Source organism: uncultured Roseibium sp., from assembly GCF_963675095.2.
GTDB lineage: Bacteria > Pseudomonadota > Alphaproteobacteria > Rhizobiales > Stappiaceae > Roseibium.
The window spans coordinates 171,569-188,991 of the sequence record NZ_CAXXSJ010000055.1; the positions used below are offsets into that span (position 1 = coordinate 171,569).

Here is a 17,423-nt window from a genome sequence, read left to right on the forward strand (position 1 = left end):
GTCAAATCGCTTCTGGCGCTGAAGCATGACACACCTGCCGAAATCGCTGCATTTCAACACGCCCAATCCAGACATCCCCTTCGAGGAGCTGAACCTCAAGGTCGCAAGCGAACAGATCGCGCTTGCCCGCTCCGACAAGCCGCGCCTTGCCGGGATCAACTCGTTCGGTTTCGGCGGCACCAATGCACATACGGTGATCGCGGACGGCGATCCGGAACCGGTGGCGGACGACGCGGTTTCACCTTCCGCTCCGCTGGTCCTGTCCGCCCGGTCCAAGGATGCTCTGAAGGAGTTGGCCGTACGATATCGCGATCGGCTGAAGGATGCGGGACGTCGGAGACGCCGCACGCGTGACGGTTTCCGCCGCCCATGCGCGTGAGCTCCTGGCGCAGCGTCTTGTCGTTTCCGGCGACACGCCGGACAGCCGGCTGGCGTCCCTTGAGGCGTTTCTTGCCGAAGTGGATGCACCCGAGGCGATCGCCGGCGAGGCGCTCAAGCCGAAGGAGAAGATCGGCTTCGTCTTTTTCCGGCAACGGTTCCCAGTGGGCCGGCATGGGCCAGGAAGCCTACCAGAAAGACGAAACCTTCCGTCTCGCGTTCGAGCGGGGTCGACAAGATCTTCATGGGCATCGGCGGCTGGTCGCTTCTGACCACCCTGTTCGCCGAAGACCTGGAAAACGACATCGAACGCGCGGAAATCTCGCAGCCCGCTGCTGTTTGCCATCCAGGTTGCCCTGGTCGAGGCGTTGAGAAGCCGCGGCATTGAAGCGGAAGGCGCCTGCGGCCACAGCGTCGGCGAAGTCGCCGCCGCATGGTGTTGCGGAGCTCTGAGCCTGGAACAGGCGGTCAAGGTCATTCACGCCCGGTCCAGCGAACAGGAAGTGGTCCGAGACCTCGGCTCCATGGCCGCCCTTCTGCTGCCGGCCGAAGGCCGCATTGGCCGCGATGGAAGAAAGCGGCCTGCCGCGGCTTGAACTGGCCGCGATCAACAGCCCGCGCAGTGTCACCATTTCCCGGCGACACCGATAGCTTGGACGCCTTCGCGAAATTTGCGCGCAAGAAGAAGTGGGCTCTGCGCCGGTTGAACCTCGCCTACCCGTTCCACAGCGCGCTGGTGGATCCGATCCGCGAACCACTCCTGACTGCCCTGACCGGGATTACGCCGCAAGCGCCGACCCTGCCGTTCTACTCCGACCGTCGAGCCGGAGGCACAGGACCTGGCGCTTGATAGCGATTACTGGTGGCGCAATGTCCGTCAGCCGGTGAAATTCGCCGACGCCATTTCAAGGATGAGCGAAGACGGCTTCGGCGTTCTGGTCGAGATCGGCCCGAAGGCTGTGCTCGGCACCTATATGAACGACGTTCTTCGCAGCGACGGGAAGAAGGCAACGGTGCTTCCCAGCCTGGAACAGCCGGGCAAGAACACCGCGCCGGTGCAGAATCCGATCGCCAAGGTGGCGGGTGGCGTCGTTGCCCATGGCGGCAAGGTGGATCTCTCCCGCTTCGTCGCCCCGCGGCCGACTGCATTGGTCAAGCTTCCCAGGATACCCCTGGCAGAATTCGCCCTACATGCCCGACCCGACGTCGGAACGGGTGGACTTCATGTTCGGCCGGACATGGCCCCTGCTCGGCTATCGCCTGCGTCAGGACGTGGCGGAGTGGTTCAACCATGTGGACGCCGTCGCCATTCCGTGGCTGGCGGACCACAAGGTGGAGGAATCGGTCGTTTTCCCCCGCCGCCGGCTACACGGAAATGGTGCTCAGGGCCGCCCTGAACTGGACCAAGAGCGATACGGTCGAGATCCGCGATCTGGACATTCTACGCCCGCTGGTCATCGACAGCGGCGAAACCTGGGAAACGGAAGTCCGGATCTCGCCGGACGACCGGGTCGTGGAAATCTATTCAAGGCCGCGCCTTCAGGACAGCGACTGGTCGCTGAACGCCCCGCGGCCATTTCGTGACGCCGTCGGAAACCGACCATACGCCCTGGCTGCCCCGCCGGCGAACAGGAAACCTCCCGGCTGGATCACGACGCGCTTTACACGATCACCCGTTCCTTCGGGCTGGAATATGGTCCTGTGTTCCGGCGGGCGGACCATGTGATTACGCATGACGAACGGTCGGCGACGGTCTACCTGCGCCCGCAGGACGAAAGCCTCGCGAAGGCCGAACTGTCCCTTTGCCCGACCCTGGTGGATTCCGGCTTCCACGGTCTGTTCGCCCTGCTGCAGTCGGTTCCGGGCGTCCCGGAAAAGACGAGCTTCCTGCCGATCCGGATCGGAAGCCTCCGGCTGTTGCAGCCGGAAGCGATGCCCGAGGCGGTCCGCATCAAGGTGACCAAGGCCTCGCCGCGCTCGATCGAGGCGACCTTCGAATATATCGACACCAACGGAGCGGTGATCGCCCGCCTGGCGCGGACCCGGTTCCGGGCCGTCAAGCTTGGACGGGAAACCCGTCCGAACGAGCTCATTTACAAGCAGCCTGGCCACGCTCTTGCCAGACGCCGACCGCAAAGCTCCGGCCGAAGCGGTTTCTGCCGAATGGATTTGCAGCCTTTGCCGGACAGATCGGCGTTGCGGCTGACGAAGCGCCGGAACTTGAAGATTCCGTACTTCTCATCGAGGCTCTGGGACGGACGATTGCCCACGAAACGCTCTGGCAATTCTGCGAGAATGGCAGGTTCGACCTGACCGCCCTGATCGGCACCGACAAGATTCATGAGACGGCGCGTCCGCTCGTCCACTCCCTCCTGGATGGCTTGAGGAGAGCGAGCTTGCCGGTGAGGCCGAGGGAGGTTGGCAGTTGTCCGACCCCGCAGATGGGCCGGACACGGCCCTGCTGATGCAGACCATCGCTCTGGAAGGCGCGCGCCATATCGCCGAAGCCTCGCTTCTTGCGCGTCTCTACACCGGGCTCGCCGATGTTCTGCGGGACGGTTTGCCCTCCTCTGCCGGAGATCTCTTTGCGAGCGGACTTTACGACGCCTATCTGACCGCTTCCCCTGCGGCGACAGCCATTTCCGGCGCCCTTAAGGCCGCAGTTCTGGGACTGGTGGACAATTGGCCGGAAGATCGGGCCCTGCGCTGCCTCGTTGTCGGCGCGTCCGCACACGACGTCATTCAGTCGCTCGATCGCCTGCTCGATCCGCGTCGCATGTCCGTAGCGGTCACCGATCCGTCGGACAGCCAGCTCGGCCGCGCGGCCCGCCTTTGGACCGGCAGCACCGCGACGCAGTTCCACGAGTTCGAGGACGAAACGCTCGCGAAGCACGCCCCATTCGACCTCATTGTCTTCGGAGACTCGATCGCCGAACTGAAGGAAGGCCAGCTTTCGAAGATCGCCGACATGGCGGTGGAAGACGCTCTGCTTGTGGCTGCCGAACACCTCGCCGCACCGCTCGCGGATATGATCCGAGGCATCGGTCAGGATTGGTGGCAGGACGGGGACAGCGATGTCGCTCTGTCGAGATTGAACGAAGACTGGAGCGAGATCCTTTCCCTGGCCGGTTTTGGACACATCGAAACCGCGACGCTGAACAGCACAGTCGCCGAAGGCGATCTGATTGCAGCCCGCGCCGGAGCCAAGACGGAAGAGACGGCCAAAGAAGCGGAAGACGAAACCGCACAAGAAGCTGCCGTTGCCCGGCATTTCCTTCTGTTCACGGATGAAGAAGGCCCCGCGCGCAAACTGGCAGATGGCCTCTCGGCTTGTCTCAATCGGGAGGATGTTGCGACAACGCTCCTGATCGCCGGTCCGGAAACGAAAGAGGTTTCCGAAGGCGTCTGGATGATTGATGTCGACGGCGAGAGCGATATCCTGAAGCAGCAGCTCGGTAAAGCGAGCGGGCATCTTGTTCATCTTCAGGGTGGCTATGCCGACAAGGCAGATGCCCTCAGCGTGGTCGATAAGCGCACATGGTCACTGACGCGGATCCTCAACACGCTCGGCGCCGATGACGGCGAGATCGTCATCGTAGCTCCCGGAGGCGCACAGGATCTTGCAGGCGGGATCGCCCATTGCCCGGACCAAGCCGGAACCTGGGCCTACGGCCGCGTGGCGATGAACGAATTTCCCCAGGCGAACATTCGCCTGATCGACCTTTCCCCGACACTGGAACCGGGTATTGCCGCATCGCGGCTTGCCGAGGAACTGCTTCGCGACAGCGATGAGCGGGAAGTCATTCTGGACGGCAGCAATCGGTCCGGCCTCAGAATCCTGCAGGGCGGGGTCTTGCCGGAACGGACGGTCTCCGGCGGCGCCCGTCCCGGAATGCGTCTGGAAATCCTGCGCCAGGGAGCGCTGGACCAGTTGTCGTGGCAGGCGGTCGACCGGGCCGAGCCTCAGGGGTCGGTCGTCGGGATCGCCGTCGAGGCCAGTGGCCTCAATTTCCGCGATGTCATGTGGGCGCTCGGCCTTTTACCTGAAGAGGCGCTGGAAGACGGTTTTGCCGGCCCCACGCTCGGCATGGAGTGCTGCGGCACCGTCGTCGCCTGCGGTCCCGACGTGACGCGCTTCCGCCCCGGAGACCGGGTCATCACCTTTGCGCCGGCGTGCTTCGCAAGCCATGTCACCGTGGACGAGAGCGGCTGTGCGCCGATGCCCTCCACGGTTTCTCCGGAGGAAGCGGCAACCATCCCGGTGACCTTCCTCACCGCCTATTACGCCCTGGTGCATCTCGCCCGGCTTTCAAAGGGTGAAACGGTCCTGATCCACGGCGGCGCCGGCGGCGTCGGCCTTGCCGCTCTCCAGATCGCCAAGTGGCGCGGCGCGAGGATTATCACCACTGCCGGGTCTCCGGAAAAGCGCAACGTGCTGAAGCTGCTGGGTGCCGATGTCGTCCTCGACTCGCGCAGCCTTTCCTTCGTCGACGCGGTCATGAAGGAAACCGACGATGAAGGCGTCGATGTGGTCCTGAACTCGCTGTTCGGCGAGGCCATGGAGCGCAGTATCGACGTGCTGAAGCCCTTCGGCAGGTTCCTGGAACTGGGCAAGCGCGACTACTACGGCAACACGCGGATCGGGCTTCGGCCGTTCCGCCAGAACCTGACCTATTTCGGTATTGACGCCGATCAGCTTCTGACCCGCCAGCCGGAACTCGCTGTCGAGTTGTTCACCAAACTGGTGGACCTGTTCGAGAGCCGGACGTTGTCACCCCTGCCCTACCGGGTGTTCGAGGCGGACCAGGTGGTTGACGCTTTCCGTCTGATGCAGCAGGCCGGCCATATCGGCAAGATCGTGCTGCGCCCGCCGGAAGTACCTGAAAACCTGCCGGAAACGCCGCACTTGTCCTTCAAGGACGACGCGGTTTACGTGATCGCGGGCGGCTTCGGCGGATTCGGGGTTGAACTTCTCAACCGGCTTGCCGACAAGGGCGCGAAACACCTGGCGGTGCTGAGCCGCCGCGGCGGCGACACCGACGATGCGCGCCAGGCCATCGAAGGTCTTGAAAAGCGCGGAGTTTCGGTGTCCGCCCATGCCTGCGACATCACCGATGAAGCAGCCGTCAAATCGGCGCTGGAAGAGATCCGCTCCGCCGGACACCCGATCTGCGGCGTGTTCCACACGGCCATGGTCCTGAATGACGTCCTGATCGCCAATCTGGAGCATGACGGGCTGACCCGCGTGCTGGCGCCGAAGGTGCGTGGAGCAGAACTGCTTGATCTTTTCACGCAAGACGATCCGCTCGATCACTTCGTGCTTTATTCGTCTGCGACTACCCTGGTCGGCAACCCGGGCCAGGCCAACTATGTGGCCGCCAACGGTTACCTGGAAGCGCTTGCGCGCAAGCGTCGCGCGGAAGGCCGCCCTGCCCTTACGGTTGCCTGGGGTGCCATTTCCGATGCCGGCTACCTTGCCCGCAACGAGGACGTCAACGAGATGCTGTCGCGCAAGCTCGGACGTCATGCCCTGACCGCCAAAGAAGCCCTCGACGGCCTGATGTCGCTGATGGCCCTGCCCCAGCAGGATCTGGAAACAGCGGCTGTCGGTTATGCCCGCATCGACTGGCAGTCGGCCCGCAAGGATCTGGCTTTGCTGGGCACGCCGCTGATCGGTCTTCTCGGGCTTGGCGAGGGCGATGACGGCAGCGGCGCGGAAGGTGCCATCGATCTGCATGCGCTGCTCGATGGAATGGACAAGGCCTCCGCGGCACAGACCGTCGCCAAGCTGCTTGCCGCGGAAATCGGCAAGATCCTGCGGATCTCGCCGGACGAGATCGATCCGCACAAGCCGCTTTCGGAGATCGGCATGGATTCGCTGATGGCGCTGGAATTGCGCATGAGCGCGGAACGCCAGCTCGGGATCGACATTCCGCTGATGTCGCTTGCGAATGGCGCCACATTGATTGACCTGTCGAGCCGTGTGGCAAATCGCGTTCTGGGCGAAGACGGTGAGGACCGCTATTCTGCGGAATCTCAAACACTTGCCAGCCAGCACGTGTCCGATAACGAGCGAACGGAAACGGAAGACCTCACGGACGTCGCGGCGCAACTGGAAAGCAAGAGCCGCGAACTGGGATCGTTCCTATGACGGATACCAAGGGCCTAGGCGCCGACGAACGCGCCAAACTGATGGACAGCGTCCGTGCAGGGCGCCGCTCAGCACGTGACAAGCGCCCCGCATCGGCTTCGGCAAAAGCCGAAGCGCCGAAGAGGAAAGCGTTCGACTTCAAATCCCTGCCGCAGATCAAGCAATTGCAGATGCAGCGCGCGGCGGCCGACATGATGGGAATCGAAAACCCCTTCTTCCGGCCGCATGACGGACTGGCGACCGGGACCACGGAAATCGGCGGCAAGATCCACGACAATTTCGCCTCCTATAACTATCTGGGTCTCAACGGACATCCGGAAATCAACCAGGCCGCAAAGGAAGCGATCGACACATTCGGAACCAGCGTGTCCGCCAGCCGGATCGTTGCCGGAGAACGGCCGTTGCATGGCGAGCTTGAGCAAGCGCTCGCGAGGGTGCACGGGGTCGAGTCCTCCATCGTCATGGTGAGCGGCCATGCGACCAATGTGACCACCATCGGCCACCTGATGCACAAGGGCGATCTCATCCTGACGGATTCCCTGGTGCATAATTCCATTGCCGAAGGGGCAAGGCTGTCCGGGGCGACCCGGATCAACTTCCCCCATGACGATCTGAATGCACTGGAAAAGCTGCTCGCCGAAAGCCGGCACAAATTCGACAATGTGCTGATCATCGTCGAAGGCCTCTATTCCATGGATGGGGACTTCCCGGATCTGAAGCGGCTCGTGGCCCTCAAGCAGTCCTATGACGCCTGGCTGATGGTCGATGAAGCCCATTCCATCGGCGTCCTCGGCAAGACCGGTCATGGCATCGCCGAACATTTCGGCATCGACCCGAGAGAGGTCGAAATGTGGATGGGAACGCTGTCAAAGACGTTCTCCTCCTGCGGCGGCTATATCGCCGGCTCCAAGGCGCTGTGCGATTACCTGAAAGTGTCCGCGCCGGGCTTCGTTTTCTCCGTCGGCCTCTCGCCTGCTCTGACCGCCTCGGCGATCGCCTCTATCCAGGTCATGGAACGAGAACCGGAACGCGTTGGAAAGCTTCAGGAAAACGGCCAATATTTCCTGAAGAAGGCAAAAGAAGCAGGCCTCGATACCGGACCGAGCGCCGGTTACTCGGTTGTGCCGGTCATCGTCGGCGATTCCGTCGGTGCCGCGATCCTGTCGAACCGGCTTCTGGAGCGCGGTGTCAATGCGCTTCCGATCATCTTTCCGGCCGTTCCGGAAAAATCGGCGCGTATTCGCTTCTTCATTACCAGCGAGCACACAAAAGAACAGATCGACCGTGCAATCGAAACCACCGTCGAGGAGCTCGCCAAGCTGAAGAGCGACGGTTCGGCGGTCGACCGGTTGATAAAGGCGACGCGATAAGGCGTCGCCCCGTCAGTCAGCCGCGATCTTCGTGGCCGCCGGAATATCTCGGATCTTCCTCGATGTCAGCGGCAAAGCCCCCCATGAACAGGTCGGAAATCCGGGCCGGCAGCAAGTTCTGAAGCCGGATGCCCGTCGCCAGGATGAAGGGAAAAGCGTAAAAGGCTTTTCTCTTTTCGATCGCCCGACGCATTTTTACCGCAGCCTTTGCCGCCGGCATCTCGAACGGTTTGGAGCCTTTGTGCCGGGCCGACATGGGCGAGGTCACGAACCCCGGGCAGATGATGGTCACGTCGACACCAAAGGGGGCAAGCCAGCCCCGCAGGGAATGGCCGTAGGCGATGACAGCGGCTTTCGTCGCACTGTAGCTCGGCATGTCGGGCAAGGCGCGCATACCGGCGAGCGAGGCGACAAGGACGATCTGACCTCGCCCGCGCAAGCGCATCGGTTCCACCACACCCGTCACCGTATTGACCGCGCCACGGTAGTTGATATCGATCTGCCGGTCGGCCTCATGGTCGGCTTCCCGGCTGCGTCCCGGTCCCAGTCCCGCCGTCACGCCGGCGTTCGCAATGACAAGATCGACCGGATGACGCGCATCCAGGTCGGCCAGAAACGCATGAAGGGCATCCCGGTCGCGAATATCGAGCGCAGCGGTTTCCACCTCTGCCCCCTGCCCCCGAACCACGTCCGCAAGCGCATCGAGCTTTTCCTGGTCCCGCGCGATCAGCGCAAGCCGACGGCCCGGCCGCGCCAGTTCGCTGGCAAGTGCGGTTCCGATGCCTCCGCTCGCGCCGGTCAGGACAATCACTTCGGGGTCTCGCGCAACCATGGTGGTCTTTTCTTTCTCAGATCGGGCCGGTCTTCCGGATAAAACACCGGATGGCGGGAACTACAAGCCCAGTTTGCGGCTGAGCCAGGCCAATGGGTTCAGGCCAGGCGATCCTGCCCGCTGACGCATTTCCGGCTGCCGGGCTATAGCCCTGTCGATCAGGATCTCCGGCGGACAAGGCAACAGGCTCACCGGATCGGTGCAACGGGCATAGACAGCCAGCGTCAGGTAGACGAGTTCGCCAAGGGTTCTAAGCGCCGTTCGGCGTGTACAGGCGGCCAGGTCTTCGGTCAGCCCCCATCCTGCATAAAACGGCAAGTCATGGACCGTCACGGGCACGCCCCGCAAAAGCGCGGCAAAGCCCGCTGGGGACGATAATGTCTCCACAGCATCGCACAGCCCGATCAGATCGGACCAATCAACTTTGGTTGCCACCAGATCCGCATACCGCCGCATATCCCTGCTCAAGCTTCGATCCGCATTCATGTCCGGATGCGGCTTGAAGATGACGAATGCGTCCGGATTTCTTTTGCGGACTTGCCGCAACAGTTGCAGATGGCGTTCCGACGTGTCCGAAGCAGGGCTTTCGGCAGATCCCGGTTCTCCAGGGACCAGAACGATCTTCCGGCCCTTGGCGGCGGCAGTCGTCCGAGACATGTCCGGTCCGTCCATGGACGCATAGGCCTGATTGAGCTTGTCAAGGAGAGCGGTCCCACGGTTCACTTCCTCTGTATTCAGTTCATAAGTCTGAAGCAGTGTCTCCAGCCGGCTCGGGCGGGAGGCATCGTCATGGGATCCGAGATCGTCGACGGCAAGCATGGCTGCCGGCGGAAGAAATGGCTCGAGACCGGCGGCACAAGCGAAGTTGCCGTCGGTGCGCAACAGTCCGATGTTCTTCTCGCGGCAGGTCTGCTCAAGTGTGTCAGAGACCTTTCCGCCCACAGACAGAAGAACACCCGCGTCCCGAACTGCATGGGACACCGCTTCGGCTTCAGTGTCATGACCCGAGACAGGCCCGCCCCTGCCCGCAAAAGCCGCGGAAACAAGCGGGCTACTTTCCTCCTCGATCCCGAAACAATGGATCGGACGGTCGTTTGCCGCCCAGCGCTTTTCGAGGAGACGCAAACTATCCAATGCGCGCAAACCGTCCGTCACCCGTTGATGGTAGGGATCGAACCAGGCGGTGTTTTTCTGCAGAAGCGGTCCGATGACACGGTCAAGTTCCAGTTGCGACCCTGCGCAGGCATCCGCCAGTATGCGCCAGAAGCCATCCGGTTCCTCATCAGGAAGCCCGCCGTTTTCCATGAGGATCTGCAGCGCCCGGCTTTCCAGGTCGCACCCCAGTCGTCTCGGGCTGCCCTCCTCCGCGGGCGGCAAGGCCCGCCACAGGTCGAGGATCGATGTGTCGACTTTTCGCCCGGCCTGAAGGGCACCGGCAAGCAATGCCCGGATCGCCGCTTCGCCGGGATGTCCGTATCGCGTCAGGATCGTCGACTTGAGCAGGACATAGGAAAACGAGGATGGCGTCGTCTTGGAATGGATCGGCAACGGCCCCGGAATGACCAGACAAAGCGGTTTGCCGATGGCCAGTGCCTCGCGTCGCGCCGTGTCGAAGGCCTCCTGCCCCAGATCGCAGATCACGATATCGGCCTGCCCGGATGCTTGTTCCGGCTGCAATCCCAGCCCTTCGGATATCCGCCTTTCGAAATCCTGACGCCCGTCGGAGACGATCAGACCACGCATGGTCGGTTCCGCCGGTGCCGGCGCGTTCAAAGCGGCACCCCCAGCGCCCTTGCGCGTTCAAGGCGCGGCGGCGGATCGACGAAGGCGCCGGGCTCGTTGAGGCTTCGCTCCAGGATCCGCCGGGCGATGTTTTCAGCCGCAACCGGCACGCCGTCGCGATTGTGAATCGAACCTCGGACCTGGATTGTGCCGGCGATCGCGCGCAGGAAGGCTTCAAGCAACGCCGGGTCCGGTTTTTCCGGCGCCGTCCAGAAGGTTTCCAGCGGTACACGGGAGGTCAGACCGGCGATATCGTAATGAGCGGGAACCAGTGTTTTGACCGGCAACCCCGCCTGCAGTGCCTCGAGGCCAGCCGTGGAATTCAGGGTTACCATCCCGCATGCGTGTTTGAACAGGGCGCCCAGGTTGCCGCCATCAAAGAAATGGACCCTGCCCTCCAGTCCATAGCGCGTAACAGCCTTGCCGATCACCTCCGGCCAGTTTTCATAACCCACGTCCAGGGGATGGCTCTTCAGAACAAGATGCGCGGCCACCGGTGCCGCCTCCGCGAAAGACCCCAGCACCAGATCAATGACGTCTGCGAAGCTTTCATAGGGCGAATGGCGGCGCAGCTGGAAATCGCCCTCCAACTGGAGCGGAAGGACGAAGAACGGTGTGCCGTCTTCCATCATTCTGGCCAGGGCGGAGTCTACGTCGCGGTTGCGCCGTTTCTCGCCCAGCAGCCTGACCGCTCCTCGCAGATATTCCGGGACCGGATGGTAAATCGTGTGGCGTTCGTAATGCGGGTAAAGCGGCTTCAGAATGACATTCGCCAGATTGTAGGTCACGTCGGGAACGGTCTGCAGATAAAAGGATCCCGGAAACATCGGCGAGAAATCGACATCGCCGACCTCATCCGCGATCCGCCGGACATGGACCGGATCGTCCGGGAAATGGCTCAGCGTCGACAATCCGTTCTTCTCCAGGGTCATCCAGCCGGGGCGCAGGTAACCGAGTTCGGTCACGGCGATCTGAATGCCCTCTTTTTTGGCGCAGTTTATGGCGAGACGATGGTAGAGGCGCTGATCACCGTGGAGAACCAGGTCGGTGATGCGGTTGTCCGCCAGAAAGCGGCTGATGAAGTCCGGCCAGTCCGATGGCTGTCCGCGAAAGGATGTGCATTCCAGGCCATGCCAGTGCAGCCAGTCGCCGGCACACAGATTGATGCGGAAGACTTCATGACCGGCTTCACGGATGCGGTCTCCGATCAGGCGGAAGAGCGGCGATAGGGGGCCTTGCAGGAACAGAACCCTGCTGCGGTCCGGCGCTTTCAGGTCATTCCCGCCAGGCATAGGACCACAATTCGGTCTTCGAACGGTTGGACATCTGCTCGGCGAAGGTGGTGGCGATCCCCATCTGCCGGGCCTTTTCAAGACGCGGCGGGGCCTCGCAGAGAGCACCGGGCAGATTGACGGATCCTTCCGCCAGCTTGCGCGCCATATTCCTCGCCCCGGCCCGGCGTCCCTGATCGGTATAAAAGCAGCCCTTGACCTGAATGGTTCGGGCCAGCAGACGCTCCAGATCCTCAACCAGGTTCCTGTCGGGCCGTGTCCCGTCCTTCCAGAATTCATCCAACGGCTTCTGACAGGTAAGCCCGGCAATGTCATAGAGCGCGATGCCCAGAACCTTGGTCGGACACTTTGTGCGCAGCGCGTGAATGCCGGTGGTGCTGTTGATCGTCAGCGCGCCGGCGGCATTGCGCAACAGGCGATCAAGATTACCGCCGTCGATGACATAGACACGCTTCTTGACGCCGTATTTCCTTGCGAGCTTGCGCAGGATCTTCCGCCATGGCTCGATCCCGTTGTCGAGGGGATGCAGCTTGAACACCAGATGGGCGGCGACGGGCGCCACCTTGGCAAAGGATTGGATCACCTCCTCCGCGGCATCGGCGATGTGATCGTACGGAGAATTGTAGCGCAGCTGATAATCGCTCTGCAGCTGGAGCGGAAACACGAAATAAGGGCAGCCGGCCGCAATCACATCGTCGATCAGGTGAGCCGCATTCCTGTTGCGCCGCTTTGCCAGCAGAAGTCTTGGAATGTTGCTGAGATAATCGGGCAGCGGGTGGTAAAGCTTGTCGCGGACGAACTTCGGATAAAACAGCTTGAACAGGACGTTCGACATATTGAACGTCACTTCGTTCACCGCTTCGGCGTAAAACGGATAGGTGTAGAGCCTGTTGCGGTCGGGCTCCGGAAGACCTGCCGCTGCTTCCCTGATCCGGTCGGGATCGTTTGGAAACAGCGAGTGCGCGGACATGCCGTTGCGCTCAAGCGTAATCCAGTCCGGCCGCAGATAGCCGAATTCATAGGCGGTACAAGTCAGCCCAAGCTCTGCCCCGACCTCGGCCGCGGCCACGTGATAGGGCATCCGGTCCGCATAGTAGACGATGTCGGTGACGCCGTTTTCGAGGCAGAAGGTCTTCAGCCAGCCCTGCCAGTCCTCCAGCGTCCCGCGGTAGGACGTGCAGCGGTGATCATGCCAGAAAAGCCAGTCGCCGGGGCACAGGTTGATCCGCAGCGTCCGGCAGCCGAGAAGGTCCAGTTCGTCTGCAACGGTCCGGGCGAAGATTCCAGGCGGCCCCTGAAGGAACAGGAATACCCTTGAAGCCGGCTGTCCGTTCGCTACCACCTTGCACCTGTTACCTGACCTGCCGTCCCCTCTCTTGTCGAAGCGTTCGCGGCTCTGCCTTAAAAGTCGTTACTGAAAGTTGTTGCTGATGCCCTGGACGCTCGAGACGTTGCTGATGAGCGGCGCGATGATCTGCAGGAACTTGCCGAACTCAGCAGTCGGATGGTTCGCGACATACAGAATATCCTTGTCCCGCATCTCAAAGAAACGCGCCAGGAAGAAGCCTTTCGCATCCAGCAGGCTCAGCCTGTAGACAACCGGCACACTTTTCTCGCTGCCAAGCTTACCCACGATTTCAGGGCGCAGTTCGCGCACGAGATCGGTATCTTCAAACCGGAACAGGAAGATGCCCGCTGCATCTGCACGATAGTCGTTCAGACCACCGACGGTTGCAAGCGCTTCGGCAAGGGTCACACTCTGGGTCTTGAACGGAACGAGCTGATTGGTCTTCACCGCGCCGAACGCGGAGAAGGTCCGCGGCCGGTGCGACAACAGGATTGTGTCGTTCGGCGCGATCAGGACGTTGTTTTCCGGATAGTCGATCAGATGTTCCAGCCGGGTCGTGCCCGCCCGATTGCCCCGTTTCAGGGTGACAACGGTTTCATAGGTCGCCTCGCGGGAGCCGCCGGCCGTGGCCACGAGATCCAGAAGGTGGGTGTTTTGCAGCGGCAGCGGATAGACGCCGGGCGAGCCGACATCGCCGACGACGACGGCGGTGGCACTGAGTTTATCCTTGAGCGTGACCAGAACCTGGGGTTCGACCGCCTTGCCGACCAGGTTTTTCTGGATCGACTGGCGCAATCCCTCGACGCTCAGGCCGGCAGCCCGAACCCGTCCCGCATAGGGGATGAAGATATAGCCGGATTCATCGATAACGGCGGGAATGCTGCTGCTGCCGCCCTCGCCCGCTGCGAACAGGCCGTCCTTGGAGGCTTCCCAGATTGCGACCTCGAGAGTGTCGCCGACGCCGAGCAGGTAGCTCTTGTTGCCCTGACCGACGCCATGAAATTCATTGGCAAAAGCCAGTGGGCGGTAACGCTTGATAATATCAATATTCGAGGGGCCGATCGGAATGATCGAATAGGAACCTTCTTGCGAATTGGCCTCGATATCCTGCGACGAGATATTCATCGCCCCAGGACCTTCAGACGGAAGTGCCCCACACCCCGCTAGAGCCGCTCCCAAAATCAATACTGCGGAAAATCTCATACTTATTCCGTTCCACCCGATCCGTTAGCGGTGTCGTAGCATGTGGAGTGTTTGCCTGTCCAAGATTGAGCGCCCAAAGCCCCCTGAGCAATCCCAGCTGTTGTTCTTGGGCAACAGTGAACCCGGTATTCCTTAATGTTTTGAGTCGCTTTTGTTTTTTTGATTGCCGCTCAATCCGTTCCACAACGACATTTCGCTTATTCTACGATAAGAATCACTGATTTTTCACATTAGAATTCGCAACCGCAGCAATTTGAATTCCGGAGTCATAGAATCATGTCGCCGAACGACCAATCACTTGAGAAAGATATTTCCGATGCCTCGAAACGGCTTTCCAGCTGGCTGGTCGATTCGGCTTTCCCGAGATGGCATGAGAATGGCTACGATTCGAAAAGCGGCGCATTTTTCGAAACCATCGATATCGATACCGGAGAAGCAACCGACGCGCCCATCCGCACCCGCGTGCCGGCACGCCAGATCTATTGTTTCGCGCAAGCAGGCGCCCTCGGCTGGCAAGGGCCGCGGGAAGAGATCATCTCGCACGGGCTGAACTGGTACCTGGAGCATTGCAGAAACGCCGATACGAGCTTTGCAGGAGTGGTCGCCACCGACGGCACTCACCTAGATTCCGATTTTGATCTTTACAATCAGGCGTTCGCCCTTCTGGCCTTTGCCCAGGCGGGCGATGTCCTTGCCGAACGGCGGATCGACCTGCATGCGGATGCCGCCGGACTATTGACACTTCTGCGCGAAAACTACGGGCATCCGGACGCCGGCTTCCGCGAAGCCAACCCTGACCGCCTCCCGCTATGCTCTAATCCGCACATGCACCTGTTCGAGGCCGCCCTTGCCTTGGAGGAGGCTGGCGCAGGCATCATCTGGCGCGAACTCGCCGACGAGATCGCCCACCTGGCAATGGACAAGTTCATCGATCCCGTCTCGGGCGGATTGCGGGAGTTCTTCAAATCGGACTGGACGCCCTTCGACGGTGAGCAGGGCCGTATCATGGAGCCCGGCCACCAGTTCGAATGGAGCTGGCTGCTCGCTCGCTGGGGAAAGTCACGCAATAGTTTCGAAGCTCTGATCAAAGCGCGCCGACTTTATCAGATCGGCAGAACCTATGGCGTTGACCCGAAACGTCAGGTCGCAATCATGACACTTCATGATGACTTTTCCGTCTTTAATCCCCTGGCCCGCCTGTGGGGACAGACGGAGTGGCTCAAGGCAGCCATCTCTCTGGCTGAAGTCTCCCTCGGCTGCGAGCGGGATGCCTATCTGTCCGACATCCTTCGCGCCACGAAAGCTCTTGAGGGCTACTTCGAGGACGTCCCCACCGGACTTTGGAAGGACAAGCTTGATGATATGTATACATTCAAGAAAGAACCCGCGCCGGCGAGCTCCTTTTATCATATCGTCTGCGCCATTCTCGAATTGTCTCACTTCAGAGAAAATATCTGACTTTTCCGGACATCCTATTCCTCCTCATACCGAGATCGCATCGAGAGACGATTCCTAAAAATCAATAAATCATGTATACACTCTTCCGCGAACGCCAAATTCTTTCTATAGAGTTGGTCCCGTGGTTCACGAAATGACCGCTGAGGTCCCCTGGGAGGAAAAGCATGTCTCCGGCACGCATTATCGACGGCAAGGCCGTTGCCGAATCCGTACGCGAGGAAATCACACGCCGCGCCGCAAACCTTGTGGAAACCAAGGGCATTCGCCCCGGCCTCGCGGTTGTCCTCGTCGGCGAAGACCCTGCCAGCCAGGTCTATGTCCGCAACAAGGACCGGACGGCCGAGGCCTGCGGCTTCCATTCCGTGAAGCATACGCTTGACGCCGACACGCCGGAGGCAGACGTTCTCGCCCTTGTCGAGACACTGAACGACGACCCGGCAATCCACGGCATTCTGGTTCAGCTTCCGCTTCCCGGGCATATCGACGAGAGCAAGGTATTGCGTCTGATCAAGCCGGAAAAGGACGTCGATGGTTTCCACCCCATCAACGTGGGCCTACTGACGACAGGCGAGCGAGAGCATGCCCTGGTGCCGTGCACGCCGGCAGGGTGTCTGGTGCTGCTGAAGCGCACGTTGGGCAGCAACCTGTCCGGCCTGTCCGCCGTTGTGATCGGCCGGTCGAACATCGTCGGCAAACCGATGGCCAATCTTCTGCTGCAGGAAAGCTGCACCGTAACGATCGCGCACAGCAGGACAAAGGATCTGCCGGCCGTCGTCAGGGCTGCGGATATCGTCGTGGCCGCCGTCGGCCGCCCGGAGATGGTGCGCGGCGACTGGATCAAGGAAGGTGCTGCGGTCATCGACGTCGGGATCAATCGCATTCCCGCCCCGGAACGTGGAGAAGGCAAGACCCGGCTTGTCGGTGACGTTGCCTTTGACGAAGCCCTCCCCCATGCGGGAGCGATCACCCCGGTTCCGGGCGGCGTCGGGCCTATGACCATTGCCATGCTGATGGCCAACACGCTTACCGCGGCCCGTCGACAACTCGGCCTCCCCGAGGAAGAACCGCTGTTCTAAGCAACAGAACCGTCGCATTCCCATCGGCAGCTATCGACAATTGAGCCGATAGCGGATCGGGAAACACGCGCTCCGGCATCCGACGCAGGGCGCGCGACCTATCCACATCTGCGATGCAGATACGCCCCCCCTGCGCCAGCGCGACAATGATCGCACTGGCCGGCGGTGAAATTTCAAACTCTGCAGCTCCAAGTAAAAAAATAAGTATTACCCCCAATCACACCGTTGAGTTCGTTTAAAATTTGGCATGTTTTTTGGCGCACTTTGCCAATTATCGATAATTCCAAATTTATCGAGAATCCCCCGGAAGCAATCTTGAAATTCCTAATTTTTCAAATAATTCAATTTCTTAATAAGAGTACGCAGTTCTCCTATCCGCGATATTTGCTAGGTAAATATTTTTAGTCATCCCCCATTATTAAATAGTCCGTACATTCTGACATCTACGGAATGAGGCTGATTTTCTTTTGAATACCAAATCGTCGCCAGGGCCGACGAGTTGAAGATCAGTCTAAATGAAAACGACGCGATGA

16 protein-coding genes are annotated in these 17,423 nt (G+C 60.9%); 11 read left to right on the forward strand and 5 right to left on the reverse strand.

All coding sequences use genetic code 11. The features are described from left to right. Positions 1-25 precede the first annotated feature (25 nt). The 9 genes from ABIN98_RS20865 to ABIN98_RS20905 all read left to right on the forward strand — a co-directional run bounded on the left by ABIN98_RS20865 (position 26) and on the right by ABIN98_RS20905 (position 7,899). The gene (locus ABIN98_RS20865; RefSeq protein ID WP_346912728.1) at positions 26-379 is read left to right on the forward strand and encodes a ketoacyl-synthetase C-terminal extension domain-containing protein; all 354 of its coding nucleotides are present in this window, start codon (positions 26-28) and stop codon (positions 377-379) included. Next, positions 351-650: a hypothetical protein gene (locus ABIN98_RS20870; protein ID WP_346912730.1), complete on the forward strand. Its 300-nt coding sequence runs from the start codon at positions 351-353 to the stop codon at positions 648-650. Before ABIN98_RS20865 ends, ABIN98_RS20870 begins: the two co-directional genes overlap by 29 nt. A gap of 96 nt (positions 651-746) precedes the next feature. Beyond that, positions 747-974 carry an acyltransferase domain-containing protein gene (locus ABIN98_RS20875; protein ID WP_346912732.1) on the forward strand — a complete coding sequence of 76 codons (228 nt, stop codon included), beginning with the start codon at positions 747-749 and terminating at the stop codon, positions 972-974. A 56-nt stretch (positions 975-1,030) separates the two neighbouring features. Continuing rightward, positions 1,031-1,228, forward strand: a complete 198-nt coding sequence (locus ABIN98_RS20880; protein WP_346912734.1) for a hypothetical protein — start codon at positions 1,031-1,033, stop codon at positions 1,226-1,228. Further along, positions 1,218-1,775, forward strand: a complete 558-nt coding sequence (locus ABIN98_RS20885) for an acyltransferase domain-containing protein (protein ID WP_346912912.1) — start codon at positions 1,218-1,220, stop codon at positions 1,773-1,775. Before ABIN98_RS20880 ends, ABIN98_RS20885 begins: the two co-directional genes overlap by 11 nt. Then, entirely contained in the window at positions 1,754-2,104 is a 351-nt protein-coding gene (locus ABIN98_RS20890) for a hypothetical protein (RefSeq protein WP_346912736.1), read from the forward strand. The genes ABIN98_RS20885 and ABIN98_RS20890 overlap by 22 nt, the downstream gene beginning before the upstream one ends. Next, positions 2,065-2,691 carry a polyketide synthase dehydratase domain-containing protein gene (locus tag ABIN98_RS20895; protein WP_346912914.1) on the forward strand — a complete coding sequence of 209 codons (627 nt, stop codon included), beginning with the start codon at positions 2,065-2,067 and terminating at the stop codon, positions 2,689-2,691. Before ABIN98_RS20890 ends, ABIN98_RS20895 begins: the two co-directional genes overlap by 40 nt. Before the next feature lie 112 nt (positions 2,692-2,803). After that, complete coding sequence (locus ABIN98_RS20900; protein WP_346912738.1) at positions 2,804-6,529, forward strand: SDR family NAD(P)-dependent oxidoreductase; 3,726 nt, start codon at positions 2,804-2,806, stop codon at positions 6,527-6,529. Continuing rightward, entirely contained in the window at positions 6,526-7,899 is a 1,374-nt protein-coding gene (locus ABIN98_RS20905) for an aminotransferase class I/II-fold pyridoxal phosphate-dependent enzyme (RefSeq protein WP_346912740.1), read from the forward strand. The genes ABIN98_RS20900 and ABIN98_RS20905 overlap by 4 nt, the downstream gene beginning before the upstream one ends. A 16-nt stretch (positions 7,900-7,915) precedes the next feature. Here ABIN98_RS20905 and ABIN98_RS20910 read toward each other — a convergent pair whose 3' ends face one another. The 5 genes from ABIN98_RS20910 to ABIN98_RS20930 all read right to left on the reverse strand — a co-directional run bounded on the left by ABIN98_RS20910 (position 7,916) and on the right by ABIN98_RS20930 (position 14,278). Then, entirely contained in the window at positions 7,916-8,731 is an 816-nt protein-coding gene (locus ABIN98_RS20910) for an SDR family NAD(P)-dependent oxidoreductase (RefSeq protein ID WP_346912742.1), read from the reverse strand. Between the two features lie 60 nt (positions 8,732-8,791). After that, a complete protein-coding gene (locus ABIN98_RS20915) occupies positions 8,792-10,474 on the reverse strand; it encodes a hypothetical protein (RefSeq protein ID WP_346912744.1) in 1,683 nt (560 codons plus the stop codon). A gap of 26 nt (positions 10,475-10,500) precedes the next feature. Beyond that, positions 10,501-11,805 carry a capsular biosynthesis protein gene (locus ABIN98_RS20920; RefSeq protein WP_346912746.1) on the reverse strand — a complete coding sequence of 435 codons (1,305 nt, stop codon included), beginning with the start codon at positions 11,803-11,805 and terminating at the stop codon, positions 10,501-10,503. Further along, on the reverse strand, positions 11,789-13,147 hold the full coding sequence (locus tag ABIN98_RS20925) for a capsular biosynthesis protein (protein ID WP_346912748.1): 1,359 nt from the start codon (positions 13,145-13,147) through the stop codon (positions 11,789-11,791). The genes ABIN98_RS20920 and ABIN98_RS20925 overlap by 17 nt, the downstream gene beginning before the upstream one ends. Positions 13,148-13,216: 69 nt before the next feature. Further along, complete coding sequence (locus ABIN98_RS20930) at positions 13,217-14,278, reverse strand: polysaccharide biosynthesis/export family protein (RefSeq protein WP_346912750.1); 1,062 nt, start codon at positions 14,276-14,278, stop codon at positions 13,217-13,219. A gap of 354 nt (positions 14,279-14,632) precedes the next feature. On the opposite strand from ABIN98_RS20930, the gene ABIN98_RS20935 reads away from it, so the two are divergent. Next, positions 14,633-15,814, forward strand: a complete 1,182-nt coding sequence (locus tag ABIN98_RS20935; protein ID WP_346912752.1) for an AGE family epimerase/isomerase — start codon at positions 14,633-14,635, stop codon at positions 15,812-15,814. Positions 15,815-15,978: 164 nt separating this feature from the next. Beyond that, positions 15,979-16,890 carry a bifunctional methylenetetrahydrofolate dehydrogenase/methenyltetrahydrofolate cyclohydrolase FolD gene (gene folD, locus ABIN98_RS20940; protein ID WP_346912754.1) on the forward strand — a complete coding sequence of 304 codons (912 nt, stop codon included), beginning with the start codon at positions 15,979-15,981 and terminating at the stop codon, positions 16,888-16,890. The last annotated feature ends 533 nt before the right edge of the window (positions 16,891-17,423 follow it).